Raw genomic sequence first — 25782 nt, forward strand, 5'->3', positions numbered from 1 at the left:
CCGACCTGACCGCAGTATGGATCCACGACGTGGGAGCGGGCCCGGGCGTAGGGTCGGGCCGTGGCTTCCACCCGTGACTCGATCGCCGCGGCCGTCGAGGCCGTGATCCCGGGCGCGCGCGCCGACCTCGAGCGGCTGGTCCGCATCCCCAGCATCTGGGCCGACCCGGCGCACGCCGCCGACACCGAGGCGAGCGCCGCGGCGGTCGCGGAGCTGGCGGGCGCACTGAACCCCGCGAACCTGCAGATCCTGCGCGCGGAAGGCGGCGCGCCGGCCGTCGTCGCGCAGTGGCCCGCTCCCGAGGGGCAGCCGACGGTGCTGCTCTACGCGCACCACGACGTCCAGCCCACCGGCGGCGACGAGCACTGGACCAGCCCGCCCTTCGAGCCCACCGAGCGGGCGGGCCGGCTCTACGGCCGCGGAGCCGCGGACGACAAGGCGGGCGTGATGACCCACGTCGCGGTGCTGCGCGCGTACGAGGGGAAGCCGCCCGTCGGGGTCACGCTGTTCATCGAGGGCGAGGAGGAGTCCGGCTCGCCCACGCTCCCGCAGCTGCTGCGCGAGCACCACGAGCTGCTCGCCGCGGACGTCATCGTGATCGCCGACGCCGCCAACCCGGCCGTCGACGTCCCGGCGCTGACCACGAGCCTGCGCGGGCTGGTCGACGTCGTGGTCGAGGTGTCCATGCTGGAGCGCCCGTTGCACTCCGGCGTGTTCGGCGGGCCGGTCGGCGACGCGCTCACCGCGCTGACCCACGCCCTCGCGAGCCTGCACGACGAGAAGGGCGAGGTCGCCGTCCCCGGCCTGCACGCGAACTTGGGCACGGACGCCGCCGCACTGGACATCCCCGAGGCGGAGTGGCGCGCCGAGGCGGGACTGGTGGAGGGCGTCGAGCTCCTCGGGACCGGCACGCTGGCCGAGCGGATCTACCACAAACCGGCCATCGCCGTCCTCGGGATCGACGCGCCCTCGGTCGCCCAGGCCGCGAACGTGCTGCTCCCGCGCGCCCGCGCGATGGTCAGCATGCGGCTCGCCCCCGGCGAGGACGCCCTGGCCGCGCGGGAGAAGCTCGCCGAGCACCTGCGGGCACACGTGCCGTGGGGCGCGCAGGTCACGGTCGAGCCCGGGTCGGGCGTGGCCGAGCCCTTCAGCCTCGACGCCACCGGCGGCGCGTACGACGCGGCCAAGCGCGCCTTCTCCGAGGCGTTCGGCACCGCGACCGTCGAGATGGGCATCGGCGGCAGCATCCCGTTCATCGCCGAGTTCGCCCGCACCTTCCCCGGCGCCGCGGTGCTGGTCACCGGCGTGGGCGACCCGGCGAGCCGCTGGCACGGCATCGACGAGAGCCTCTCGCTGTCGATGTTCGCCACGGGCGCGCGGGCCGAGGCGTTCCTGCTCAACGAGCTGCGCCGCTGACGGCCGCCCCGGGCGGTGCCCTCGCGGCGACATTCGGCGATATATCGCTAGCGTCGTGATCCGGTCCGCGGCAGACTGACCGCGTGCGGATCGGGGTCCTGGGACCGGTGGCGGCGTGGGCCGCGACCGGCGCCGACATCGCTCCCGGCGGCCTGCGGCTGCGCGGGCTGCTCGCCCGGCTCGCGCTCGCCCCCGGGCGCACCGTCACCGTCGGCACCCTGGTCGACGACCTGTGGGGCGCCGACCCGCCCGACGACGCCGCGAACGCCCTGCAGGCCCTGGTGTCCCGGCTGCGCCGCGCGCTCGGCGCCGATCTCGTCGCGACGGTGCCCGGCGGCTACCGGCTCGAGGTCGCGCCCGAGGGGGTCGACGCCGGGCAGGCCGCGCGCCGGCTCGCCGAGGCCCGTGAGGAACCCGACCCCACCGCGGCGCGCGAGCTCGTCGGCGCGGCCCTGGCCCTGTGGCGCGGGCCCGCCCTGGCCGACGTCCGGCGCCTCCCGTTCGCCGAGGCGGCCGCGGCGCAGCTGGACGAGCAGCGGGCGGCGGCCGTCGAGCGGGCCGCCGCGCTGCTCGTCGCCCTCGGCCGGCCCGCGGCGTCGCTCGAGGCGCTGACCGGCCTGCTNGCCGTCGAGCGGGCCGCCGAGCTGGACCTCGCCCTCGGCCGGCCCGCGGCGTCGCTCGAGGCGCTGACCGGCCTGCTCACCGAACAGCCGTTGCGCGAGAGCGCCGCGGCGGCCCTGGCGCGGGTGCTGCACGCGACCGGCCGCCAGGCGGACGCCCTCGCCGTCCTCGACCGCACCCGCGGCCGCCTCGTCGAGGAGCTCGGCGTCGATCCGGGCCCGGAGCTGGACCGCGCGCGACTCGAGGTCCTCCGTGGCGTGCCGGCCCCCACGGCTCCCCCGCCGCGCCCGGCCCGCCCCACCGCTCCCCGCCCGCTCACGAGCTTCGTCGGCCGGGAGGCGGACGTCGGACGGCTGCGGGAGCTGCTCGGGACCGCGCGGCTCGTCACGCTGGTGGGCCCCGGCGGCGCGGGCAAGACGCGGCTCGCCCGCGAGGCGTGCCCGGAGGGGTCGGTCGCCGAGCTCGCCCCGTTGACCGGCTCCGACCAGCTCGCGGAGACGGTGCTCACCGCCGTCGGCGGCCCGGAGCTGGTGATCCGCCAGGAGGAGCATCCCGACGCGACGGAGCGGTTGGTAGCCGCCGTGGGCCGCCGCGATCTCGTGCTGGTCCTGGACAACTGCGAGCACCTGGTCGATGCGGTCGCGGCGCTGGCGGGTGGGCTGCTCGACCGCTGCCCGGCGGTGCGGATCGTCGCGACCAGCCGCGAGCCGCTGGCCGTGCCCGGGGAACGGCTGCACCCCGTCGAGGCGCTCGACGAGGCCGCGGCCACCCGCCTGTTCGCCGACCGGGCCGAGGCCGTCGCGCCCGGGTTCGACGCCGGGGCGCACGCGACGGCGATCACGGAGATCTGCCGGAGGCTCGACGGCCAGCCGCTGCCGATCGAGCTCGCGGCCGCCCGGCTGCGGGCGCTGAGCCCCGAGGAGATCCTCGCGCGGCTCGACGACCGCTTCCGGCTGCTCACCACCGGCTCCCGGACCGTGCTGCCCCGACACCAGACCCTGCGCGCGGTCGTCGACTGGAGCTGGGACCTGCTCGACGAGCCCGAACGCGTCCTCGCCCGCCGGCTCGCGGTCTTCTCCGGCGGGGCCACGGCCGACGCGGCGGACCAGGTCTGCGGCGAGGGTCTGGACGACCCCTTCGGCACGCTGGCCGCGCTCGTCGACAAGTCGCTGGTCGTGGCCGTGCCGCAACCAGGGGCGCCGACCCGGTACCGGATGCTGGAGACGATCCGCGAGTACGCGCGGGAGCGGCTCGTCGTCGCCGGCGAGGAGCACGCGACGGCCGCGCGGCACGCGGCCTGGACGGTCACCCTCGTGGAGCGGGCCGAGCCGGAGCTGCGCGGCCGCGAGCAGCTGCGCTGGCTCGAGGTGCTGCGCGCGGAGGCGGGCAACATCACCGGGGCGCTGCGCCGGGCCGTCGCCGAGCGGGACTCCGCGACCGCGTACCGGCTGGTCGCCGGCATGTTCTGGGCGTGGCTGATCCGCGGCGCCACCGAGGAGTCGATGCGCTGGGTGCGGGCGGTCGGCGACCTCCCGCCCGATCCCGCCCCGATCGCGGTGGTCGCCCGGGTGACCGCGTTCCGGGCGATCGAGGCGCTCGGCCGCGGGGCGATGGTGGAGGCCCGGCGGCACATCACGCGCGCCACCGCGCAGGCCGAGCAGGTCCCGCAGCCCCGGCATCCCGCGCTCGACCTGATCGGGCCGATGAGCGCCGCGTTCGCGGTCCAGGACCAGGAACCGCTGGCGCCGGTCAGCACCACGCACCCGGACCCGTGGGTCCGGGCGTTCGCCCTGGAGATCCGCGCGACGCTGGCCGAGAACGCCGGCCTGATCGATCTGGAACACGAACTGGTCCGGGCCGCGCACGCGCTGTTCACGCAGGTCGGGGACCGGTTCGGGCTGGGGATGACGCTGACCACGCTCGGCGAGCTGGAGGCCTGGGCGGGCGACGCGGACGCCGCGGCGGCCGCGTTCGAGGAGGCCATCGCGCTCGCCACCGAGCTCGCCAACGACGACGACCTGCCCCAGTACCTCGTCCGCCGCGGCGGCCTCGCGGCGCGCGTCGGCGACCACGCGCTGGCCCGCAAGCTCTACACCGAGGCGCTGGGGATGCTGGACGGCTCCGAGTACGCCTCGCCGGAGATGGTGAAGGTCTCGCTCGCGGAGCTGGACCGCCTGGAGGGCGACCTGACCGCGGCGCGCGCCCGGCTCGCGGCGATCGACCCGGCGGCGGGCGGCGGGATCGCCGTACCGCAGCGGAGGGCGCACCTCTACGCCCAGCGCGCACTGGTCGAGCTGGCCGCGGGCGACACCGGGCGCGCGGCGGAGCTGCTGACCGAGGCCGTCGACGCCGGGGAGGCGAGCCGGGACGGGCCGGTGGTCGGGATGGTGGCCGAGACCGTCGCCCGGCTGGCCATGGCCCGCGGGGACCGCGACGGGGCCGCCCGGGCGCTCGGCGTGGCCGAGTCCCGCCGCGGCGTCCTGGACCGGGGGGACCCCGCCGTCGTCGCGCTGCTGCAGGCCCTGGGCCCGGGGGCGGACGCCCCGCGGCGGGAGGCCGCGGGCCTCCCGCCGCAGGCCGGGCTGGACCTGCTCCGGGATCAGGTCCTGCGGCGGTAGAGCGTCACCGCGATCGGCGCGAACACCAGCGTGATGCCCGCCGCCCACAGCAGCGCGGTGCCGGCCGGTCCCGCGACCGGGCCGCCGAGCAGGAGCCCCCGCACGGCGTCGGCGGTCTTCGACACCGGGTTGACGTCGACCCAGCCCTGCAGCCAGCCGGGCATGGTCGACGCCGGCACGAACACGTTGCTGCCGAAGGTGAGCGGCAGCGAGATCAGCGCGCCGAGCCCCTGGACGGACCGCGGGTCCCTGACCACCATCGCCAGTGCGGTGAACACCCAGCACAGCGCGAACGCGAAGGCCATGACCAGTAGCAGCGCGGCCACGATCGCCGCCGGGCCCGCGGAGGTCCGGAAGCCGAGGATCGCGCCGAAGCCCAGCATGATCACGCCGGACGTGGCGTAGCGGGCCAGGTCCGCGCCGATCGCGCCGAGCAGCGGGGCGGCCCGGGAGACCGGCAGGCTCCGGAAGCGGTCGAAGATCCCGGTGTGCAGGTCGTCGGCCAGGCCGGTGCCGGTGCCCGCGGAGGCGAAGATCACGGTCTGCACCAGCACGCCGGGCAGCGCGAACTGCAGGTACGCGGAGGTGTTGCCGGCGATCGCGCCGCCGAAGACGTACACGAACAGCAGCAGGAAGATGACCGGCTGGAGCGTGACGTCGATCAGCGCCTCGGGCGAGTGGACCGTCTTCACCAGGCCGCGCCAGGCCAGGGTGGTGCCGTGCCGCAGCGTCGACGGCCCGTGGCGGGCCCCGGTGCGTGGCGGGGGTCCGGGGACGGTGGTGGGCGTGGGAGCGGTGGCGGTGGTGGTCATGCGGCCTCCTCGGTCGCGGGGCCGGCCTCGGCGGGGCGGCCGGTCAGGGTCAGGAACACGTCGTCGAGGCTGGGCAGCCGCAGGCCGAGCTCGGCGACGGTGACACCGGCGTCGTCGAGCCGGGCGCCGAGCCGGTGCAGCAGCGCGGAGGAGCCCGAGACGGTCAGCTCACCGGTCGGGTCGATCGCGGGCGTCTCCGGCGTCAGCTCGCCGAGCAGCGTGGCGACGGCGCCGACGTCGGCGCGGTGCAGCGGCCGCACGTGCAGCAACTGCCCGCCGACCTCGGCCTTGAGCGAGGCCGGGGTGCCGCTCGCGATCACCCGCCCGCGGTCGAGGACCACGAGGTCCTCGGCCAGCTGGTCGGCCTCCTCCAGGTACTGGGTGGTGAGCAGGACGGTCGTCCCCTCGGCGGCCAGGCCGCGCACGTGCTCCCACACCTCGTTGCGGTGCCGCGGGTCCAGGCCCGTGGTCGGCTCGTCGAGGAACAGCACGTCCGGCCGGCCGACCAGGCTCGCCGCCAGGTCGAGCCGCCGGCGCATCCCGCCCGAGTAGGTCTTGACGCGGCGGCCGGCGGCCTCGGCCAGGCCGAACCGCTCGATCAGCTCGTCGGTGCGGCGGCGGGCGTCGCGCCGGGACAGGTCCAGCAGCCGCCCGATCAGCCGCAGGTTCTCGACGCCGGACAGGGCGTCGTCGACCGCGGCGTACTGACCGGTGAGGCCGATGCGGAGCCGGACGGCCGGGGCGTCGGCCAGGACGTCGTGACCCAGCACGGTGGCCCGGCCGCCGTCCGGGCGCAGCAGGGTGGACAGGACGCGGACGGTGGTGGTCTTGCCGGAGCCGTTCGGCCCGAGCAGGCCCAGCACGCTGCCGCGCCGGACCTCCAGGTCGACGCCGGCGAGGGCGGTGGTGGCGCCGAAGGTCTTCACCAGACCCTCGACGCGGATGGCCGGTTCGTTCATGGCCACCAGAGTCGGCGGCGGCGCTGGCATCCGGCTGACAGCGGACCGCCGCGCCGTGTCAGCCGGCCGCGGGGGCTGTCAGCGTGGCTGCCCGTCCCTGGCCGCTGCGCCGATCGGCGTATCTCCGGCCGTGACCGACCGGGTTCGTGCCGTGACGTCCGGTTTCGCCGACGGGGCTCCGCAACCGGCCGTTGACCATCGCTGTGACCGCGATTACGGTCCCGCTTAACGATCGTTCGGCAGATGGGTACCCGCCCGTCTCCGCTCCCGGGATGCAGCGCCGCCGAGGGAACGAGGACCTCCACTGTGGATTCGACCGTACGCTCCACCCTGCCCGGAACCGGAACGGAGGCGTCCGAGCGCCGCCGCTGGGCCTTCCTGATCGACCGCAGGCTCGACCGCTATCCCACCGGTGGCGAGCGCTACGGCCGCCTCGTGCTCGCCGTGCTCGCCACGGTCGTCATCTACTACGAGCAGTACACGCTGGGCGCCGTCTCGACCCTGGTCTCCCAGCAGCTCGGCATGTCCTTCCTGTTCCTCACGACCGGGCTCGCGGTGGCGAACCTGTTGGGCGCCTTCGGCTCCCTGGCCGCCGGGCTCGCCGACCGGCTGGGCCGGGCGAACATCGTGGTCTACGGGATGCTGGTGGTCGGCGCGATCACGGCGTTCGCCATCACGCAGGTCCAGGACAAGTGGACCTTCATGGTCCTCTCCACGGTCGTCGCGATCATGGAGGGCATGCTGCTGGTGGCCACGCCGGCGCTGGTCCGCGACTTCAGCCCGCAGATGGGCCGCGCCCGGGCGATGGGCTTCTGGAACGTCGCGCCGCCGGCCGGCTCGCTGCTCGCCTCCGCGGTCGCAGCGCTCACGCTGGGCTCGCTGGTGAGCTGGCAGAGCCAGTTCCGCATCGCCGGCATCATCGGGATCGTCGTGTCGCTGATCGCGCTGGTCTGGATGAAGGAGCTGAACCCGGCGCTGCGCGACCAGGCCGCGGTGTCCGAGGCGGACCGCGAGCTGCTCGAGGCTCGCGCCGCCCGGGGCGAGGTGGCCGTGAACCTGGCGCACCCGTGGCGGCAGCTGATGAAGGTCGACGTCGTGGTCCCGGCGATCGGCTTCTCGGTCGCGCTGCTCTTCTACTACACGATCGTCGGCTTCGCGCCCGTGCTGTTCACGACCGTCTGGGGCTTCGACCTCGCCGAGTCGAACAGCGTGATCGCGTGGGCGTGGGCGTTCAACGTGCTGCTCTCGCTGACCTACGGCGGGCTCGTCGACCGCTTCCTGGTGCGCAAGCCGTGGATCCTCGCGGGTGCGGTGCTGTGCATCGCCATGCAGATCGTGCTGATCACCCTGGTCGGCGGGAAGCCGAGCTACCTCACGCTCGCGATCATCATGGCCGTGCTGGCCACCTCCTGGGCCGGGTTCGCCGTGCCCTGGTACGCGGCCTTCACCGAGACCGTCGAGGCGCGCAACCCGGCCCTCACCGCGACGGGCCTCGCGATCTGGGCGTGGATCATCCGCGTGGTCGTGTTCCTGTCGTTCCTGATCGTGCCGCACGTCGTGACCTCGGCGAACACCCTGGTCGCGGCCGAGCCGTACGTGGCGGAGGCGCACCGGCTGCAGGCCGCCGGGCAGCCGATCCCGGCGGACCTCGCGGCGAAGCTGGGCGAGATCCAGCACGCCGCCGCGATCACCGGGGACCAGTGGCGGCTGTGGATGTGGATCGCGGTCGTCTTCGCGGTGGCGCTGGCCGCCACCGTCCCGCTGCTGCGGGGCCGGTGGAGCGTGAAGAAGGCCCGCGCCGACCTCGCCGAGCACGAGCGGCGGCGGGCCGAGGAGCTGGCGGCCCTCCGCGGCTGACGAGTCGCAGTATGGTTCCATAACGCGCGGAAACACCGTCTGAGAGCGCGTTATGGAACCATGTTGCGCGTCAAGACGCTGCTGGAGCGCGTTGTGGAACCCTAGTGCGGGTCAGGCTTCGGCCCGCTCCGCGGCCTCCAGCCACTCCAGCTCGACGGCCTCGCGCTCGGTCTCGACGGACTTCAGCTCCGCGGAGAGCTCCATCAGCTTCTGCGGGTCCGTCGCCGCCTCCGCGAGCTTCGCGTGCAGCTGCTCCTCGCGCTTGGTGAGCTGCTCCATCTTCCGCTCCAGCCGCGCGGCCTCCTTGCGGGCGGCGCGCTGCTCGGCCGCGCTGACCGTCGAGGCCGCCTTGGGCGCCGGGGCCGACGCGGCCTGCGGGGCCTCGGTGGGGGTCCCGGCCGCCGCCCGGCGGCGCAGGTACTCCTCGATCCCGCCGGGCAGGTGCGTGATCTTCCCGTCACCGAACAGGGCCACGACGGTGTCGCACACCCGCTCGGTGAGGTACCGGTCGTGGCTGACCACCACCAGCGTGCCCGGCCAGCCGTCGAGCAGGTCCTCGAGGTTGGTCAGGGTGTCGACGTCGAGGTCGTTCGTCGGCTCGTCCAGCAGCAGCACGTTGGGCTCGGCCATGAGCAGCCGGGTGAGCTGCAGCCGGCGCCGCTCGCCACCGGAGAGCCGGCCCACCGGCGTCCACTGCCGGGCGGGCGGGAAGCCCAGCCGCTCGGCCACCTGCGAGGCCGTCATCTCCTCCTTGCCGAACCGGACGTACTTGGCGACGGCCTCGACCGCCTCCAGCACCCGCATGTCCTTCGGCAGGTCACCGAGGTCCTGGGTGAGCTGCGCGAGCTGCACCGTCTTGCCCTCGATCCGCTTGCCGCCGTCGAGCGGGCGCTCGCCGGTCAGCGACCGGAGCAGCGTGGTCTTGCCCGAGCCGTTGACGCCGACGATCCCGATCCGGTCGCCCGGGCCGAGCCGCCAGGTCTGGCGGTCCAGCAGCGTCCGGTCGCCGATCCTCACCGTGGCGTCCTCGAGCTCGAGGACGGTGCGGCCGAGCCGGTTCGTCGCGAAGTTCAGCAGCTCGACGGTGTTGCGCGGCGGCGGCACGTCCGCGATCAGAGCCTCGGCGGCCTCGATCCGGTACCGCGGCTTCGACGTCCGGGCGGGCGGGCCGCGCCGCAGCCAGGCCAGCTCCTTGCGGGCCAGGTTGCGCCGGCGCATCTCCGCCGCGTCGGCCTGGCGGGCGCGCTCGGCCCGCGCGAACACCCAGTCCTGGTAGCCGCCGAGGTAGCTCTCGACGCGGCCGTTCGCGACCTCCCAGGTCCGGGTGCAGACGGCGTCGAGGAACCAGCGGTCGTGCGTCACGACCACGACCCCGCAGCGCCGGGACAGCAGGTGCTCGGCCAGCCAGCTGACGCCCTCGACGTCGAGGTGGTTGGTGGGCTCGTCGAGCACGACCAGGTCCGGCTCGCCGAGCAGCGCGCGGGCCAGCGCGACGCGGCGCTTCTCACCGCCGGACAGCCCGTCGACGGTGCGCTCCAGATCGCGCAGGCCGAGCCCGCCCAGGACGTCGCGCGCCTTGGGGTCCGCGGCCCACTCGTGGTCGGCGGCGTAGTCGGCGAGCACGACGTCCCGGACGCGGGCGCCGGCCGGGAAGTCGTCCCCCTGCGTGAGGTAGGCGAGCTTCAGGCCGCCGAGGCGGGACACCCGCCCGCCGTCCGGCGCGCGGCGCCCGGCGAGCACCTCGAGCAGGGTGGTCTTGCCGCCGCCGTTGAGGCCGACGACACCGACCCGCTCGCCGCGCTCGACGCCGAGGGACACGCCGTCGAGCAGCACGCGCGAGGCGTCGCCGGGGACGTGTGCGGAGACGTTCTCCAGGTTGACCAGGTTCTGTCCGGCCATCTGTCCTCTCTCAGGCCCGGGCCGGCGGCCAGGGCGACCCGCTCGGGGCGGGCGGTACGGGTGGGGGCTCGTCCGCGTCGACCACGCGGGCCCCGGGAACGGGACCGTGCGCGACGCGGACGGTGCGGCAGACGCCGACGCCGGCGAGCTCCGCGGCGACCTCGACCGCCGACTCGGCGTCGGAGCAGAGGAACGCGCAGGTGGGGCCCGAGCCGGAGACGATCCCGGCCAGCGCGCCCGCGCTGACCCCTGCCCTCAGGGTACGGCGCAGGTCGGGGGCGAGGCTCACCGCCGCGGCCTGCAGGTCGTTGCCCAGCGACAGGGCGAGCTGGCGCGGATCGCCCTGGGCGAGCGCGCCGAGCACCGGCTCGACCGGGCGCTCCGGCGGCTCCTCGTCGCCGCGCAGCCGGTCCAGCTCCGCGAACACCGTCGGTGTCGAGAGCCCGCGCCGGGCGAGCGCGACGACCCAGTGCATCGGGTGCCGCGACAGGACCGGGACGATCCGCTCGCCGCGCCCGGTGCCCAGCGCCGTGCCGCCGTGCAGGGCGAAGGTGACGTCGCTGCCCAGCTCGGCCGCCATGGACGACAGCTCGTCCCGGTTCAGGTCCAGCTTCCACAACGCGGAGAGCGCGACCAGCGTTCCCGCGGCGTCGGCGCTCCCGCCGGCCATGCCGCCGGCGACCGGGATGCCCTTGCGCAGCACGACGCGCACGTCCGGGTCGTGGCCGGAGCGCTGGGCCAGCAGCTCGACGGCCCGCCAGGCCAGGTTCGTGTCGTCGACCGGGACCTCGGAGACCCCCTCGCCGTACACCTCGAGGCCCGGCTGGTCGCTCGCCGAGACGGCGATCTCGTCGAACAGGCTCACGGCGTGGAAGACCGTCACCAGGTCGTGGTAGCCGTCCGCGCGCACGCCGCCCACCGCCAGGTGGAGGTTGATCTTCGCGGGCACCCGGACGGTGACCGGCGGTCGAACGGCGGAGAGCACCACCCAACCCTACTGACCGCGGCGGACCGGTGACCTGAGGCTGACGGTGAAGGTGAGCACGGCCACCAGGCCGATCACCAGTACTCCGGCCGGCAGCAGCAGGGCCTGGGCCATGGCCGTGGTGAAGGGCCCGTGCAGGGCGGGCGGCACCGCGGCGATGCTCTCCCCCGCCGGGGCGTCCCCGCCGCCGCCGAGGTTCGCCGCGAGCCGGGACTCCATGAGCACCGCGATCCCGGCGCTGCCCAGCACCGCGCCGACCTGGCGGGTGGTGTTGTAGACGCCGGCGCCCGCCCCGGCCTGCGCCGGCGGCAGGTTGCGGTTGGCGGTGGTGGCGACCGGGCCCCACACGAACGCGTTGCCCACGCCGAGCAGCGCGATCGGCAGCAGCAGCCGCCAGATCGCGGAACCGGGCTCCATGACCGCGGCCAGCCAGACGAGCGACGCGGCCCAGGCCGCCATGCCGAACCCGGCGATCCAGCGCGGGTGCGCCCGGTCGGTGAGCCGGCCGACCCACGGCGCGAGCACACCGGAGAACACCGCCATGGGGATCAGCAGCAGGGCCGAGCGGGTGGGCGAGAGCCCGAGCACGCCCTGCGCGTAGAACATGATCGGGAAGGACATGGCCGTGACGGCGAACCCGACGGTCGTGATCGCCACGTTCGACAGGCTGAAGTTGCGGTCCCGGAACAGGCCGAGCGACATCAGCGGCTCGGCCCGGTTGCGCGACTGCCAGAACACGAAGCCCGCCAGCACCACCAGCCCGGACACGATGAGCGCCCAGACGCCCGGCCCCCAGTCGTAGGCCTGGCCCTCCTGGATGCCGAAGACCAGCAGGAACATGCCGATCGCGCTGAGCACGACGCCCAGCACGTCGAACCGGTGCACGTGCGTGGGCAGCTCGGGGACCAGCCTCATCGCCATCACGAACCCGACGACGCCGACCGGCACGTTGACGAAGAAGATCCACTCCCAGCCCAGCCCGTCGACCAGGACGCCGCCGAGGATGGGCCCGACCAGGGTGGCGACGCCGGCGACCGCGCCCCACAGGCTCATCGCCCGGCCCCGCTGGTCGGCCGGGAAGGTGCGGGTGATCACGGCCATGGTCTGCGGGGTCATGAACGAGGCGCCGAGCCCCTGGAGCACCCGCGCCACGACCAGCATCTCGATCGTGCGGGTGAGCCCGCACCACAGCGAGGCGAGCGTGAAGATCGCGAGCCCGACGAGATAGACCCGCCGCGGGCCGAACCGGTCCCCCAGCCGGCCGGTGATGAGCAGGGGCACCGCGTAGGCGAGCAGGTAGGCGCTGGTCACCCACACCACGCCGTCGACGCTCGCCCCGAAGTCGGCCTGGATGGCGGGCGTGGCCACGGAGACGATCGTGGAGTCCACCAGGATCATGAAGAAGCCCAGCACCAGGGCCCACAGCGCCGGCCAGGGGCTGGTGGCGGGCGGGGCCCCGGAGCGGGTGTCGGTCTCGCTGACGGCCATGGGTCTCCTCGCGGGATCGGTACGCCGTGAAAGCGTAGGCCGCACCCCCGACAGGACGCGCGACGGTTACCGGGGGCGGTGGGCGGCGAGCCGGGCGAAGTCCTCGATCCCGAGCGTCTCGGCGCGGGCCAGGGGATCGATCCCCGCGGCACGCAGGGCCTCCTCGGCGGCCGCGGCCGAGCCCGCCCACCCGGCGAGGGCGGGGCGCAGGGCCTTGCGGCGCTGGGCGAAGGCGGCGTCGACCAGGGCGAACACCGCGGCACGGTCGCCCGGCGGCGGATCCCGGCGGGTGAGGGAGAGCAACCCCGAGTCGACGTTGGGCACCGGCCAGAACACCGCCCGCGGCACCGGGCCGGCGCGGCGGGCGTCGGCGAACCAGGCGAGCTTGACGCTGGGCACCCCGTAGACCTTGCCGCCCGGGCTCGCGGCCAGCCGGTCCACGACCTCCTGCTGCACCATGACCAGTCCCTTCCGCAGGGTCGGCAGGGCGGCGAGCAGGTGCAGCAACACGGGGACGCCGACGTTGTAGGGCAGGTTCGCGACGACGGCGGTGGGCGCCGGGTCCAGCGCCTCGACCTTCATCGCGTCGAGGTTGGTGACGGTCAGCCGGTCGGCGAGCGCCGGCGCGAACTCCCCGACCGTGCCGGGCAGCGCGGCGGCCAAGGCGGGGTCGATCTCGACGGCGTGGACGTGGGCGACCGCGGGGAGCAGGGCCAGGGTCAGCGAGCCGAGGCCGGGCCCGACCTCGACCACGACGTCGTCGGGTCCCAGGTCCGCGGCCTTGACGATCCGCCGCACCGTGTTCGGGTCGTGCACGAAGTTCTGGCCCAACCGCTTGGTCGGCCGGATCCCGAACCGCTCCGCGAGCGCGCGGACCTCCGCGGGGCCCAGCAGGCGGGAGGTGACGGGGTCGGGCGCGCTCACCCGTCCATCATCCGGGACCGCACGCCCGCGAGCGGACCCGGGCACACTGCGATCGTGCTCAGGCTGCGCTGGCTGACCCTGCTCACCGACGACCCGGAGGGCCTCGACGCCCGGATCACCCGCGATCTCGGCCTCTCCCGCTGCGCGTTCGACCCCGAGCTCGAGGGGTTCGGCGTGTCCAGCGCGATCTACCCGGTGGGCCCGGACCGGTTCCTCGAGGTCTGCGCGCCGGTGCGCGAGGGGACCTCGGCCGCCCGCCGGCTGGAGCGGGCCGGCCAGGGTGTCTACATGGTGATCTTCCAGGCGACGGACCTGGAGGAGCACCGCCCGCGGCTCGAGCGGCACGGCATCCGGGTGGTCGCGGAGTTCGACCGCCCGCAGGCCCGCGGCCGGTGGGCCGCCCTGCACCTGCATCCCGCCGACACCGGCGCCGCCCTGCTCTCGCTCGACGTCTCGGACCCGCCCGAGGACTTCACCGTCGTGGAGGGGCCGTGGCGCGAGCACGTCCGCACGGACGTCGTCACCGACCTGGCCGGGCTCGAGGTGCACGGGACGGATCCGGCGGCCCTCGCCGAGCGCTGGGCGGCCGCGACCGGCGCCCCGCTCCGCGACGGCTCCCTGCTGCTCGACGACGCGCGGATCGCCTTCCGGCCCGGCACCGACGGTGTCGCGACGGTCCTGCTCGATGCGCGGGAGGACCGTGACCTCGACCTCGGCGGTGTCCGGTTCGTTCTGCGCCGGCCGACGACGTAATACAGTCGCATCATGTCCGACCTCCCGGCCGTCGTCTTCGACTTCGGCGGCGTCATCACCTCGTCGCCCTTCGAGGCGTTCAACCGGCTCGAGGCCGAGCGCGGGCTGCCGCGCGACCTCGTGCGCCGGATCAACGCGACCAACCCGGACGGCAACGCCTGGGCCCTGTTCGAGCGCGCGGAGATCGACGCCGAGCACTTCGACACCCTGTTCGCCGAGGAGGCCCTGGCCCTGGGCCACGAGCTGCGCGGCGCCGACGTCCTCGCCCTGCTGGCCGGGGACGTCCGCCCGCGGGTGGTCGCGGCGATCGACCTGCTCAAGGAGCGCGGCCACCGGCTGGGGTGCATCACGAACAACGTGCCCGCCGGCCTCGGCGCGCAGATGTCGCCGACCGCCGAGCGGGCCGACGCGGTGGCCGCCGTGATGGCCCGGTTCGACCACGTGGTGGAGAGCAGCAAGGTCGGCGTGCGCAAGCCCGACCCGCGGATCTACACGATGGCCTGCACCGGGCTGGGCGTCGAGCCGGAGCAGTGCGTCTACCTCGACGACCTCGGCATCAACTGCAAGCCCGCCGCCGCGCTGGGCATGCGCGCGATCAAGGTGACGAGCGAGGAGCAGGCGCTGCGGGACCTGGAGGAGGCGCTCGAGCTGGCCCCGGGCACGCTCTGAGCCACGAGGCGAACAGCACTTCCGCTCACCAGGAGTGAGCGCAGGTGCCGCTCACTCCTCTGGCGGCGCGGGAGTCCGAAGCCTCATGCGTCAGCGGGGCAGGCCGAGCTTGCGGGCGCAGGCGGGCCAGGCGCCGTAGCCGCCCCGGTCGTCCCGCACCTTGCTCGCGACGGCGATCTGCTCCTCGCGGCTGGCCTGGTGCGGCAGCGGCGCGTACTGGGTGCCGCCGTAGGCGCGCCAGGTGGAGGCGTCGAACTGGACGCCGCCGTAGTAGCCGTTGCCGGTGTTGATCGCCCAGTTCCCGCCGGCCTCGCACTGCGCCAGCCGGTCCCAGGTCGCGCCGTCGCTGATCGCCGGGGCCTGCGGCTTCTCGTCGTTGGTGCCGACCTTCACGATCCGCGGCCGCGGCGGCGTGCTGGCGCCCGCCCGGATCTGCTCGCGGCGGACCTCCCTGCCGTTCTGCACGTGCACCCGCATGATCGCGGTCTGCTCGCCCGGCGCGCCCGGGTCGACGACCTGGCGCTGGCCCCGCGGCAGCTCGGGGTCCTCGACCTCCTGCACCGGCGGGTCGGTCCGACGCACCTCGACGACCTCGCCGACGCCGTTGCGCACCAGGTGGATCTGCAGGCCGTCCGTGAGCTGGCTGTCGCTGCTGGGGACCGAGACGTCGTCCGGGCCGAGGGTGATGCCCTTCTCCGCGAGCAGCCCGGCGACGGTGCCGGCGCTGGTGGTGACCTGCTCGGGCGGGTGGGTGCCGTCCGCGAGGCTGACGGTGCGCGGCACCTCGATGCGCACGTTCAGCCCGCCCATCGGGATCGGGGTGTTCGGCGCGAGCGACATCTGGATCGGCCGGACGTCCACGCCCAGGCCCTTCAGCGCCTCGTCGACCGACGACGCCGTGGTCCAGACGTTGCGGGTCTGCCCACCCTCGGTGAGCGTCAGCATCCGGGCCCGGTTGACGATCACCTGGTCGCCGTCGGCGATCTCGGTGGCGGGCGCGGGCTCCACGCGGTCCTGCGGGTTCGCGGCGATGCCGGCCGCGGCGAGGACCTCGGCGACGTCGTCGGCGTAGGTGTGCAGGACGCGGTCCTGGCCGTCGACGGTCACCGTCACGGCCTTGTCCATCGCCAGCGCGGTCGCACTGCCCGCGGTGAGGGTGAGCAGCGCGGCGACGGCGACCGCGCGGGTCCCGACGCCGGACCTGCGCCCGGTGCTGCGCGCGGGCGGGGCCGGGCGGCGGGTCGTGGTCGTCGCGGCGGCGCGGGTCGGCGGGGGGACGGCCGGTGGGGGGACGGCCGGGGCCTCGGGCCGCGCGTCGGGTTCGGCGGGCGTCGGCGGTGCGACGACGGCGAAGGCCTCCGTCGCGGGCTCGTCGACCGGCTCGGTCACGGGTGCGGCCTGAGCGACGACGGCGACCCTGCCCGAGTCCAGGCGCCCCGTGTCCTCGACCGAAGCGAAGCCGCCCGAATCCAGCCGGGTCGTGTGGTCGAGAGCGGCGAACCGCCCCGAGTCGACCCGGCCCGTGTCCTCCACCGCCGTGAACCGGCCCGAGTCGATCCGCCCGGTGTCGTCGAGTGCCGGGAACCGGCCGGAGTCGAGCCGGCCCGTCTCCTCGAGCGCGACGAACCCGCCGGTGTCGATCCGGCCCGTCGCGCCTTCGCGCTCCGGGAACGCGACGCCGGACCGGTCGATGCGCGGCATGCCGCCGGTCGGCGCCTCGTCGAACCAGCCGCCCCCGGCGGGCACGGTGTCCAGGGCGCCCGGCCCCGCGGGCACCTCGACCGGCGCGACCGCGGCGAAGGGGGCGGTGAAGGGCTCGGCCCGGACGCCCTCACCGCGGTCCTCGTCGCCCGCCCACGGCTCCTCGGACCGGTCGAGCCAGGCGCCGCCGGCCCGGTACTCGGCGGGCCCGTCCTTCGCGGAGCGGTACGTCTCGGGCCCGTCGGTCCCGAGCTGCTCGGCCTCGGTCCACCACGAGCCCGGCACGTACTCCGAGGCCGGAGCGCCCGAGTCCGCGTACCCGCGCAGGTCCTCCGCCGGCTGCTCGTCGCCCCCGTCGTCGTACTCCAGCCAGGGACCGGAACGGACCGGGCCGGACCGGTCCAGGGATCCGTCCGCCGCGACCGGCCGCTCGGCGTGCTCCAGCGACTCGAGGCCCAGGCGGACCCGGACCGCGCGCCGGCGCGCGCGCGCAGATACGTCGACCACTGGCATCCAGACGCTCGTCGGACCGGGCAGGGGGTGGCGTGCGACGGTGACCGGGGCGGGGGCGTCGGGGAACGCCCGGTCACTCGTCGCCGCACCGGTGCTGGGGAGCGGACCCCTCCCGGCTGGGCGATCACGGAACCGTAACGGACCGTGCCCGCCCGCCTCGACCCCGACGCGTGCGGCAGCGCCGAACGGTGTGTCCGCTACGCCGAGCGCGGTGCCCGACCGTCGGGCGACGTCACGGTCGTGACGGACGGCACGTGGGCGAGCCCGAAGACCCGCTCGGCGTTCCGGTCGGTGATCCCGGCGAGCTCATCCGCCTGCACGCCACGGACTTCGGCGAGGCCACGCACCGTCCATGGTAGACAGTAGGGCTCGTTCGCCCGGCCGCGGTGCGGGTGCGGGGTGAGGAACGGGGCGTCCGTCTCGACGAGCAGGTGGTCGTCGTCGGGGATCGCCGCCGCCTCGCGCAGGGCGGCGGCGTTGCGGAAGGTCACCGGCCCGGCGAACGACAGAACGTAACCGGCCTCGGCGCACTCCCGCGCCATCGCGGCGTCGCCGGAGAAGCAGTGGAAGACCACGGTCCCCGGTGCCCCCTCCTCGCGCAGGAGGCGCAGCACGTCCGCGTGCGCGTCCCGGTCGTGGATCATCAGCGGCTTGCCGAGCCGCTTCGCGAGGTCGATGTGCCACCGGAAGGAGGCCTGCTGGGCCTCGGGCGGGGAGTAGTCCCAGTAGTAGTCCAGCCCGGTCTCGCCGACGGCCACCACGCGCGGATCGCCCGCCAGCCGCTCGATCTCGGCGAACTCGGAGTCCGTGACGGCGGCGGTGCGGGTCGGGTGCAGCGCGACGGCCGCGACGAGCCGCTCGTCCCAGTGCGCGGCCTGCACGGCCCACCGGGCGGCGGCGAGGTCGTCGGCCACCGTCACCGCGCGGGTGACGCCGACCGCGGCGGCCCGGTCCAGGGCGGCGGCGACGTCCTCCGCGGTCTCGCAGCCGCAGGCGTCGAGGTGGGTGTGGGCGTCGACGGTCGGCGCGCCCAGCGGCTCCGGCGGGTCGGGTCGCTCGCGCCTAGCCATCCGCGTCCACCCGCATCAGGGAACCACAACGGCGCACAACACCGTTACCGAGTCCGGCATGGTTCCGTACTGCGATCATGGGACCGGTCACTTCTGGATCGGGGCCCACTCCGGGCCGGTCTCGGCGAGCTCGGGGGCGAGCTTGGTGAACAGCGGCGTGGGCTTGGTCAGCGGGCGGCCGACCTCGATCGGCCGCGACTCCCAGGTCGCCTGCTGCTCGGTGTAGTCCCCGGTCAGGACGGAGTAGGCCGGGCCGTCGCCCAGGTCCTCGACCTCGCGGATCTCCGGCTGCGCGGCCCACACGCCCTCGCCGCCCAGCGCCTCGTGCACCTTCTGCGCGGCGTGCGGGAGGAACGGGGTGAGCAGGGTGTTCGCGTCGGACACCACCTGCAGCGCGGTGTGCAGGATCGTGTCCCGGCGGTCCGGGTCGTCCTTGCGCTTCCACGGCTCCTGGTCGGAGAGGTACTTGTTCGCCGCGCCGACCACCCGCATGGCCTCGGTGACGGCCTGCTTGAAGCGGTTGCGCCGCAGCAGGCCGCCCACGACGTCGAACCCGGCCCTCGAGGTCGCGAGCAGCGTCGCGTCCGCCTCGGTGGGCGCCGTGGGCTTCGGGATCGCGCCCACGTTCTTGTGCGCCATCGAGACCGAGCGGTTGACGAGGTTGCCCCACTCGTTGGCCAGCTCGAAGTTGATCCGGCGGACGAACTCCTCCCAGGTGAAGTCCGTGTCCTGGTTCTCCGGCCCGGCGACGGCGATGAAGTACCGCAGCGCGTCCGGCCCGAACTCCTTCAGGAAGTCCCCGACGTAGATCACGGTGCCGCGCGAGGTCGAGAACTTCGACCCGCTCATCGTGAGGTACTCCGACGACACGATCTCGCTGGGCAGGTTCAGCGTGCCGAAGGTGCCGGGCTCGCCGCCGCGGTCGCCCTCGCCGTTGTGCCCCAGCAGGATCGCCGGCCACATCACCGAGTGGAAGGTGATGTTGTCCTTGCCCATGAAGTAGTAGCCCTGGGCGGCCGGGTCGGTCCACCACTGCTGCCAGGCGTCCGGGTCGGAGCCGCGGCGCGCCCACTCGACGGAGGCCGAGAGGTAGCCGATGACGGCGTCGAACCAGACGTAGATCTTCTTCAGCGGGTTGTCCCGCCAGCCGTCGAGCGGCACCGGGACACCCCAGTCGAGGTCGCGGGTGATCGCCCGCGGCTTGAGGTCCTCGATGAGGTTGGCGCTGAACTTGAGCACGTTCGGCCGCCAGTCCGTGCGCGTGGACAGCCACCGGCCCAGCGACTCGGCGAAGGCGGGCAGGTCGAGGAAGAAGTGCTCGGTCTCGACGAACTTCGGCGTCTCGCCGTTGATCCGCGAGCGCGGGTCGATCAGGTCCGCGGGGTCGAGCTGGTTGCCGCAGTTGTCGCACTGGTCGCCGCGCGCGCCGTCGTACCCGCAGATGGGGCAGGTGCCCTCGACGTAGCGGTCCGGCAGCGTGCGCCCGGTCGACGGGCTGATCGCGCCCATCTGCGTCTTCGGGACGATGTACCCGTTCTTGTACAGCGACAGGAACATCTGCTGAGTGACGTCGTAGTGGTTCGACGTCGTGGTCCGGGTGAACAGGTCGTAGGACAGCCCGAGACCCTGCAGGTCCTCGGTGATGACCTTGTTGTACTTGTCCGCGAGCTGCCGCGGGGTGAGCCCCTCGGCGTCGGCCTGCACCTGGATCGGGGTGCCGTGCTCGTCCGTGCCGCTGACCATGAGGACCCGGTCGCCCGTCATCCGGCGGAAGCGCGAGAAGACGTCGGAGGGCACACCGAAGCCGGAGACGTGGCCGATGTGCCGCGGACCGTTGGCGTACGGCCACGCCACGGCGGTCAGCACGGAGGAGCTCATGTGACCAGCGTAGGCCCGACCACGAACCGGGTTCCCGCCGCCCACGGCAGGTGATCGACGCCGGCGGGCGACCCCGTCGCCGGACGGGCGTCGATCAGCCCGCGAACCGCTCGGCCGGGTCGGGCGGCGCGGCGCCGGCCGCGACCAGGGCGTCGGACCAGGCGCCGAGCTGCTTGGTCGGGGTGTCGAGCTCGCCGCCGATCGCGTCGACCAGCGACTGCTGCATCGCGTCCGTGCGGCGCTCGAGCTCGGCGTGTGGGACAGCCCGTGCTCGGTCAGCCGGCCGTCCTCGACCAGCCCGCGGGCCCGCAACCGGTCCGCGGCGGCGTCGATCTCCGCGGGCGACCAGCCCCGCGTCGCCGCGTAGGTGCGCAGCGGGTAGCCGCAGAACAGCTCCGAGGCTCGCGGGCGCCGCCGATCGATCCTCCACGGTCGGACGTCACGATCGTCCGTATTAACGTGGAAGGGTGAACGTGGAGGTCACTCCCCTGCCCGGGATCGGCGTGCGCAAGGACTTCGCCCTGCGCAACGGCCGTCGCGTCGGTGTCGTCACCCACCGCGACGGCCAGATCGAGCTGATCCTCTCCAAGTCCGACGATCCGGACGCCTGCCTCGCCGAGCTGCCGCTCACCGCCGAGGAGGCGTCCGCCCTGGCCAACCTGCTCGGCGCGCCGCAGCTGGTCGCGCAGCTCAACGAGGAGCACCGGGACCTTCCCGGCATCCACACCCGGCAGATCCCGGTGCTGGAGAACAGTCCGTACGACGGCCGGACGCTGGGCGACACCGCCCTGCGCACCCGGACGGGCGTCTCGGTGGTCGCGGTGATGCGAGCCGGCCAGGCGCACCCGTCCCCCACGCCCGACCACACCCTGACCGCCGGGGACCTGCTGGTCACCGTCGGCACGTCCGAGGGGCTCGACAACGCCGTCAAGATCCTCAAGAACGGATAGCCCGTGGACCACACCGCGCTCGAACTGATCGAGCTCGGCGCCGTCTTCTTCGGGCTCGGCCTGCTCGGACGCCTGGCGGGCCGGATCGGGCTGTCGCCCATTCCGCTCTACCTGGTCGGCGGGCTCTGCTTCGGCACCGGCGGGATCTTCCCGCTCGGCGACATCGGCGAGTTCACGTCGCTGGCGAGCGAGGTCGGCGTCGTCCTGCTGCTGTTGCTGCTGGGCCTGGAGTACTCGGCCGCCGAGCTGATGACCGGGCTCAGACGCTCCTGGACGGGCGGCGTGCTCGACATCGTGCTGAACGCCGCGCCCGGCGTGGCGGTGGCGCTGATCCTCGGCTGGGGGCCGGTCGGGGCGATGGTGATGGGCGGCGTCACGTACATCTCGTCGTCCGGGATCGTCGCGAAGGTGCTGTCCGACCTGGGCCGGCTCGGTAACCGGGAGACCCCGGTCGTGCTGTCCATCCTCGTGTTCGAGGACCTGGTCATGGCGGTCTACCTGCCGATCCTCACCGCCCTGCTGATCGGCGTGACGTTCGTCGGCGGGCTCGAGGCCGTCGGCATCTCGCTCGCGGTGATCGCCGTCGTGCTGCTGGTGGCGCTGCGCTGGGGCCGCTACGTCTCGGCCGTCGTCGACAGCCCGGACCGCGAGGTCTTCCTGCTCAAGGTGCTGGGCGCCGCGCTCCTCGTCGCGGGGCTCGCCTCGGCGCTGCAGGTCTCGGCCGCGGTCGGGGCGTTCCTGCTCGGCATCGCGATCTCCGGGTCCACCGCGCACAACGCCACCCGGCTGCTGGAGCCGCTGCGGGACCTGTTCGCCGCGGTGTTCTTCGTGGTGTTCGGGCTGAACACCGACCCGCGGGCGATCCCGCCGGTGCTCGGCTGGGCGGTCGTGCTCGCCGTCGCCACCTCGCTCACCAAGGTCGGCACGGGCTGGTGGGCGGCCCGCAGGCAGGGCATCGGGAAGCTCGGCCGGGCCCGCGCGGGCGCCGCGCTGATCGCCCGCGGGGAGTTCTCGATCGTCATCGCGGGCCTGGCCGTGTCCTACGCCGCGGTGCCGGAGCAGCTCGCCGCGCTCGCCACGGCGTACGTGCTGATCATGGCGATCCTCGGGCCGATCGCGGCGAAGTTCGTCGAGCCCGTCGCCCGCGCGCTGCAGCGCCGTTCCGCCCCGGCGCCCGCCCCGACCGCCGGCAACTGATCCCCGCAGTGGCGACAGTCGCTCCAGCGACCGTCGCCACTCACGAGGACTGCAGGGTGGCGTTGTAGAGCTCCCGCTTCCCGACACCGGCGGCCTTCGCCACCGCCGCCACGGCGTCCTTGAGCCGCTCGCCCTCGGCGACCCGCTCCCGCACCGCGGGCACCAGGGACTCCACGGGCGGGGCCGCGCTCGGCGCCGCCCCGGCGAGCACGACCGTGATCTCGCCGCGCACCTCGCCGGCCGCCCACTCGGCCAGCTCGGCGAGCGGGCCGCGGCGGACCTCCTCGTAGGTCTTCGTCAGCTCGCGGCACACCGCCGCGGCCCGGTCCGGGCCCAGCACCTCCACGGCCGTGTCGAGCGTCTCGCGGAGCCGGTGCGGGGACTCGAAGAACACGATCGCCCGAGGCTCGGTCACCAGCTGGGCCAACCAGCGCGTCCGCTCGCCCGCCTTGCGCGGGGCGAAGCCCTCGAAGCAGAACCGGTCGCAGGGCAGGCCGGAGAGGACCAGCGCGGTCGTCACGGCCGACGGGCCCGGCAGGCAGGTGATCGGCAGGTCCTCCGCCGCCGCGGCCGCCACGAGCCGGTAGCCCGGGTCCGACACCGCCGGCATCCCGGCGTCCGTCACGACCAGCACGGTCCGTCCGGCCCGCACGTCGTCGAGCAGGCCCGGCAGCCTCGCCGTCTCCACCGCGTCGTAGTGGCTGAGCACCGTGCCCGTGACCGGGACGTCGAGGGCCGCGGCGAGCGCCCGGAAGCGGCGGGTGTCCTCGGCCGCGATCACGTCCGCGGTGCCGATCGCCTCGCGCAGGCGGACCGAGGCGTCCCGGGCGTCGCCCAGCGGGGTGGCGGCGAGAACCAGCATGGCTCTGAGCCTACGATCGGGCCGGTGGAGCCGATCGGGGCGCGGTCGCGGACCGCGGTGCGGGCCGACCGGGCCGTGCGGACCGACCGGGTGGTGGAGGACGACGAGCCCGAGGTCATCGGGGCCGTCACCGTCGGCACTCCCCCGCCGCTGCGGCCCCCGGAACCGGACCCGGTCGTGCGGCTCGGGCCGCCGCCGCCCACCGACACCGCCCGCAGCTGGCTGCTCGCGATCACCCTCGCCGTGCTCGGCGGTGTCCTGCGGTTCGCCGGGCTCGGCCATCCCACGGACGCCGGCACCCCGGTCTTCGACGAGAAGCACTACGTGCCGCAGGCCTGGCAGATGCTGCGCAACGGCGGCGTCGAGGACAACCCGGGCTACGAGCTGGTCGCGCACCCGCCGCTGGGCAAGCAGCTGATCGCGCTGGGCGAGTGGCTCTTCGGCTACGACCCGGTGGGCTGGCGGGTGGCCGCGGCCTTCTGCGGCACCCTGATGATCCTCATGATCGTGCGGGTCGCGCGGCGGCTCACCGGGTCGACCCTGCTCGGCGGCATCGCCGGCGTGCTGCTGATCTGCGACGGCGTGTCGCACGTGCAGTCCCGGGTCGGGATGCTCGACGTCTTCCAGGCCTTCTTCGTGCTCGCCGCCTTCTGCACGCTGGTCCGGGACCGGGACGACGTGCGGCAGCGGCTCGCCGCCGTCGCGGACCGGATCGGCGACTCGCCCTTCGGGCCCCCGCTCGGCGTGCGCTGGTGGCGGCTGGCCACGGGCGTGCTGCTGGGGCTGGCCTGCGGGGTGAAGTGGTCGGGCCTGTACTGGGTGGCCTTCTTCGGCGTCCTCGTCGTGCTGTGGGACGTCTCGGCGCGCCGGGCGGCCGGCGTCGCGCGGCCGTGGGTGGGCGCCCTGCGCCGTGACCTGGCCCCGGCGCTGTGGTCGCTGCTCGCGGTCCCGGTCCTGACCTATCTGAACTGCTGGTGGGCCTGGTTCGGCAGCGAGGTCGGGATCGACCGGCACGCCGTGGGCAACCAGGTCGGGACCGGCGGGGCCTGGTCGGTCGTGCCCGCCGCGCTGCGCTCGCTCTGGTACTACAGCGGCCACGTGCTGGACTTCCACGAGAGCCTGGACACCCCCGCCGGGCACCCGCACCCGTGGGAGTCGAAGCCCTGGACCTGGCCGATGGGGCTGCGCCCGATGCTCTACTACTACGAGTCGAGCGCGTCGGTGAACGGCTGCGACGCCACCGAGTGCACCAGCGCGGTGATGCTGGTCGGCACGCCCGCGCTGTGGTGGCCGGCGATCCCCGTGCTGGCCTGGGGGATCTGGCGCACGCTCACCCGCGCCGACTGGCGGTACGCGGCCGTGCTCGTCGGCTACGCCGCGGGCTTCCTGCCGTGGTTCGTCAACATCGACCGGCAGATGTACTTCTTCTACATGACGCCGGTGGCCCCGTTCCTGGTGCTGGCCACCGTGCTCGTCATGGGGGACGTCCTGGGCCGGGCGCGTCGGGCGCGTTCGGAACGCCGACGCACCGGGCTGCTCGTCGTCGGGCTGTGGGTCGGCGCGGTGGTCGCCAACTTCGCCTGGCTCTGGCCCATCCTGGTCGGCCTGCCGATCACGCCCGAGCACTGGCAGGCCGAGCTCTGGCTGCCGTCCTGGCGCTGACCCCGTGACCGGCCTCGGCCGCCCCTCGTGGGGTCAGCCGCCGGAGGCCAGGGTGACGCTGGCCCCCACCGCCAGCACCACGCTGGCGAGCTGCACGCCCGTCAGCCGCTCGCGCAGGACCGCCCGGGCCAGCAGCACGACCGCCACCGGGTAGAGCGCCACGATCACCGAGGTCACGCCGAGGGCGCCGACCCGGGTGGCGAGCAGGAAGAAGACGTTGGCGGCGGAGTCGAGCACCCCGCTGGCGATCATGAGCCGGAGGCCGCCCCCGCGGCCGGGGCGCCGGATCACCGTGAGGACGAGCAGCAGCGTCACCGACGCCATCCGCCCGAAGACCAGGGGCCAGAGGCCGGAGTCCGCCGGCGTGGCGTCGAGGATCACGAAGAACAGGCCGAAGCCCGCCCCGGACGCCAGGCCGAGCAGCACCCCGTTCAGGGCCGCCTTCTCCCGGCGGGAGCCCGTGGTGGCCAGCACGATGGCGACCAGCGCCACGAGCATGCCGACGATGGTCAACGGCCCCGGGCGCTCCCCGCCGACGATCCCGACGAGCAGCGGCAGGCCCGCCGCGACGACCGCGGACAGCGGCGCGACCGTGCCCATCGGCCCGACGGCGAGGCCGCGGAAGTACAGCAGCAGCCCGGAGGCGCCGGCGAGGCCGGCCAGGGCGCCGATCCAGGCCGCGGACACACTGGGGCTGCCGGGCACCAACAGGAGCCCGGGGAACAGCGCGATCAGCCCGGCGACCTGGGCGACCACGGTCACGGTGAGGACGGGCGCGCGGCGGGCGGCCATCCCGCCGGCGAAGTCGGCGAAGCCGTAGGCGGCGGCGGAGAGCAGGGCCGACGGTGCGGCGAAGCCGGCGGCCATCAGGCGGGTACAGCGAACTGGACGAGCGGGGACACGTCACTGAACTGTACGGAGCCGGTCCGGGAAGTACAACCGAGTATC

The 25782-nt window shown here is 74.6% G+C and carries 20 protein-coding genes and 1 pseudogene; 8 read left to right on the forward strand and 13 right to left on the reverse strand.

Annotated elements, in window-relative coordinates:
- The first annotated feature begins 60 nt into the window (after positions 1 to 60).
- On the forward strand, positions 61 to 1416 hold the full coding sequence (locus tag ACFQH9_RS18060; RefSeq protein WP_379567310.1) for a dipeptidase: 1356 nt from the start codon (positions 61 to 63) through the stop codon (positions 1414 to 1416).
- A 107-nt stretch (positions 1417 to 1523) separates the two neighbouring features.
- Entirely contained in the window at positions 1524 to 4655 is a 3132-nt protein-coding gene (locus ACFQH9_RS18065) for an AfsR/SARP family transcriptional regulator (RefSeq protein WP_465269534.1), read from the forward strand.
- Here the strand turns inward: ACFQH9_RS18065 and ACFQH9_RS18070 are convergent.
- Together ACFQH9_RS18070 and ACFQH9_RS18075 are read right to left on the reverse strand one after the other, a co-directional pair.
- On the reverse strand, positions 4637 to 5467 hold the full coding sequence (locus tag ACFQH9_RS18070) for an ABC transporter permease (RefSeq protein ID WP_379567312.1): 831 nt from the start codon (positions 5465 to 5467) through the stop codon (positions 4637 to 4639). The two genes, ACFQH9_RS18065 and ACFQH9_RS18070, sit on opposite strands and share 19 nt — an antisense overlap.
- Positions 5464 to 6426: an ATP-binding cassette domain-containing protein gene (locus ACFQH9_RS18075; protein ID WP_379567313.1), complete on the reverse strand. Its 963-nt coding sequence runs from the start codon at positions 6424 to 6426 to the stop codon at positions 5464 to 5466. The genes ACFQH9_RS18070 and ACFQH9_RS18075 overlap by 4 nt, the downstream gene beginning before the upstream one ends.
- 306 nt (positions 6427 to 6732) lie before the next feature.
- On the opposite strand from ACFQH9_RS18075, the gene ACFQH9_RS18080 reads away from it, so the two are divergent.
- Positions 6733 to 8283, forward strand: a complete 1551-nt coding sequence (locus ACFQH9_RS18080) for an MFS transporter (protein WP_379567314.1) — start codon at positions 6733 to 6735, stop codon at positions 8281 to 8283.
- A 111-nt stretch (positions 8284 to 8394) separates the two neighbouring features.
- Here the strand turns inward: ACFQH9_RS18080 and ACFQH9_RS18085 are convergent, their stop codons facing one another.
- From ACFQH9_RS18085 to rsmA, 4 genes are all read right to left on the reverse strand, one after another.
- The gene (locus ACFQH9_RS18085) at positions 8395 to 10182 is read right to left on the reverse strand and encodes an ABC-F family ATP-binding cassette domain-containing protein (protein WP_379567315.1); all 1788 of its coding nucleotides are present in this window, start codon (positions 10180 to 10182) and stop codon (positions 8395 to 8397) included.
- 10 nt (positions 10183 to 10192) lie between these two features.
- Positions 10193 to 11167 carry a 4-(cytidine 5'-diphospho)-2-C-methyl-D-erythritol kinase gene (locus tag ACFQH9_RS18090; protein ID WP_379567316.1) on the reverse strand — a complete coding sequence of 325 codons (975 nt, stop codon included), beginning with the start codon at positions 11165 to 11167 and terminating at the stop codon, positions 10193 to 10195.
- Between the two features lie 9 nt (positions 11168 to 11176).
- Positions 11177 to 12655, reverse strand: coding sequence for a DHA2 family efflux MFS transporter permease subunit (locus ACFQH9_RS18095; RefSeq protein WP_379567317.1), 1479 nt, complete (start codon positions 12653 to 12655; stop codon positions 11177 to 11179).
- Between the two features lie 66 nt (positions 12656 to 12721).
- Complete coding sequence (rsmA, locus tag ACFQH9_RS18100) at positions 12722 to 13579, reverse strand: 16S rRNA (adenine(1518)-N(6)/adenine(1519)-N(6))-dimethyltransferase RsmA (RefSeq protein ID WP_379567318.1); 858 nt, start codon at positions 13577 to 13579, stop codon at positions 12722 to 12724.
- Between the two features lie 54 nt (positions 13580 to 13633).
- Between rsmA and ACFQH9_RS18105 the strand changes: the two genes are divergently transcribed.
- Both ACFQH9_RS18105 and ACFQH9_RS18110 read left to right on the forward strand, forming a co-directional pair.
- Positions 13634 to 14332, forward strand: coding sequence for a VOC family protein (locus ACFQH9_RS18105; RefSeq protein WP_379567319.1), 699 nt, complete (start codon positions 13634 to 13636; stop codon positions 14330 to 14332).
- A 12-nt stretch (positions 14333 to 14344) separates the two neighbouring features.
- Positions 14345 to 15001, forward strand: a complete 657-nt coding sequence (locus ACFQH9_RS18110) for an HAD-IA family hydrolase (protein ID WP_379567320.1) — start codon at positions 14345 to 14347, stop codon at positions 14999 to 15001.
- A 90-nt stretch (positions 15002 to 15091) separates the two neighbouring features.
- Here the strand turns inward: ACFQH9_RS18110 and ACFQH9_RS18115 are convergent, their stop codons facing one another.
- The 5 genes and pseudogenes from ACFQH9_RS18115 to ACFQH9_RS18135 form a co-directional block, all read right to left on the reverse strand.
- A complete protein-coding gene (locus ACFQH9_RS18115) occupies positions 15092 to 17215 on the reverse strand; it encodes a transglycosylase family protein (protein WP_379567321.1) in 2124 nt (707 codons plus the stop codon).
- A 197-nt stretch (positions 17216 to 17412) separates the two neighbouring features.
- On the reverse strand, positions 17413 to 18285 hold the full coding sequence (locus ACFQH9_RS18120) for a TatD family hydrolase (protein ID WP_379567322.1): 873 nt from the start codon (positions 18283 to 18285) through the stop codon (positions 17413 to 17415).
- A gap of 87 nt (positions 18286 to 18372) precedes the next feature.
- Complete coding sequence (gene metG, locus ACFQH9_RS18125; RefSeq protein WP_379567323.1) at positions 18373 to 20163, reverse strand: methionine--tRNA ligase; 1791 nt, start codon at positions 20161 to 20163, stop codon at positions 18373 to 18375.
- Positions 20164 to 20257: 94 nt separating this feature from the next.
- Positions 20258 to 20389: a hypothetical protein gene (locus ACFQH9_RS18130; RefSeq protein ID WP_379567324.1), complete on the reverse strand. Its 132-nt coding sequence runs from the start codon at positions 20387 to 20389 to the stop codon at positions 20258 to 20260.
- Between the two features lie 47 nt (positions 20390 to 20436).
- Positions 20437 to 20586: pseudogene (locus ACFQH9_RS18135) on the reverse strand (helix-turn-helix domain-containing protein); the annotation flags it as partial.
- A 44-nt stretch (positions 20587 to 20630) separates the two neighbouring features.
- On the opposite strand from ACFQH9_RS18135, the gene ACFQH9_RS18140 reads away from it, so the two are divergent.
- Both ACFQH9_RS18140 and ACFQH9_RS18145 read left to right on the forward strand, forming a co-directional pair.
- Positions 20631 to 21113, forward strand: a complete 483-nt coding sequence (locus ACFQH9_RS18140; protein ID WP_379567325.1) for a cation:proton antiporter regulatory subunit — start codon at positions 20631 to 20633, stop codon at positions 21111 to 21113.
- Between the two features lie 3 nt (positions 21114 to 21116).
- The gene (locus ACFQH9_RS18145) at positions 21117 to 22310 is read left to right on the forward strand and encodes a cation:proton antiporter (protein WP_379567326.1); all 1194 of its coding nucleotides are present in this window, start codon (positions 21117 to 21119) and stop codon (positions 22308 to 22310) included.
- Between the two features lie 40 nt (positions 22311 to 22350).
- On the opposite strand, the gene rsmI is transcribed toward ACFQH9_RS18145, so the two are convergent.
- A complete protein-coding gene (gene rsmI, locus ACFQH9_RS18150; RefSeq protein WP_379567327.1) occupies positions 22351 to 23172 on the reverse strand; it encodes a 16S rRNA (cytidine(1402)-2'-O)-methyltransferase in 822 nt (273 codons plus the stop codon).
- Between the two features lie 93 nt (positions 23173 to 23265).
- Here rsmI and ACFQH9_RS18155 point away from each other — a divergent pair, with 93 nt between their 5' ends.
- Positions 23266 to 24834 (forward strand): dolichyl-phosphate-mannose--protein mannosyltransferase, encoded by a 1569-nt coding sequence (locus tag ACFQH9_RS18155; RefSeq protein ID WP_379567394.1) that lies wholly within the window; start codon positions 23266 to 23268, stop codon positions 24832 to 24834.
- Between the two features lie 33 nt (positions 24835 to 24867).
- Here ACFQH9_RS18155 and ACFQH9_RS18160 read toward each other — a convergent pair whose 3' ends face one another.
- The gene (locus tag ACFQH9_RS18160) at positions 24868 to 25701 is read right to left on the reverse strand and encodes an EamA family transporter (RefSeq protein WP_379567328.1); all 834 of its coding nucleotides are present in this window, start codon (positions 25699 to 25701) and stop codon (positions 24868 to 24870) included.
- Positions 25702 to 25782 lie beyond the last annotated feature (81 nt).

This window comes from Pseudonocardia lutea, assembly GCF_042658055.1.
GTDB lineage: Bacteria > Actinomycetota > Actinomycetes > Mycobacteriales > Pseudonocardiaceae > Pseudonocardia > Pseudonocardia lutea.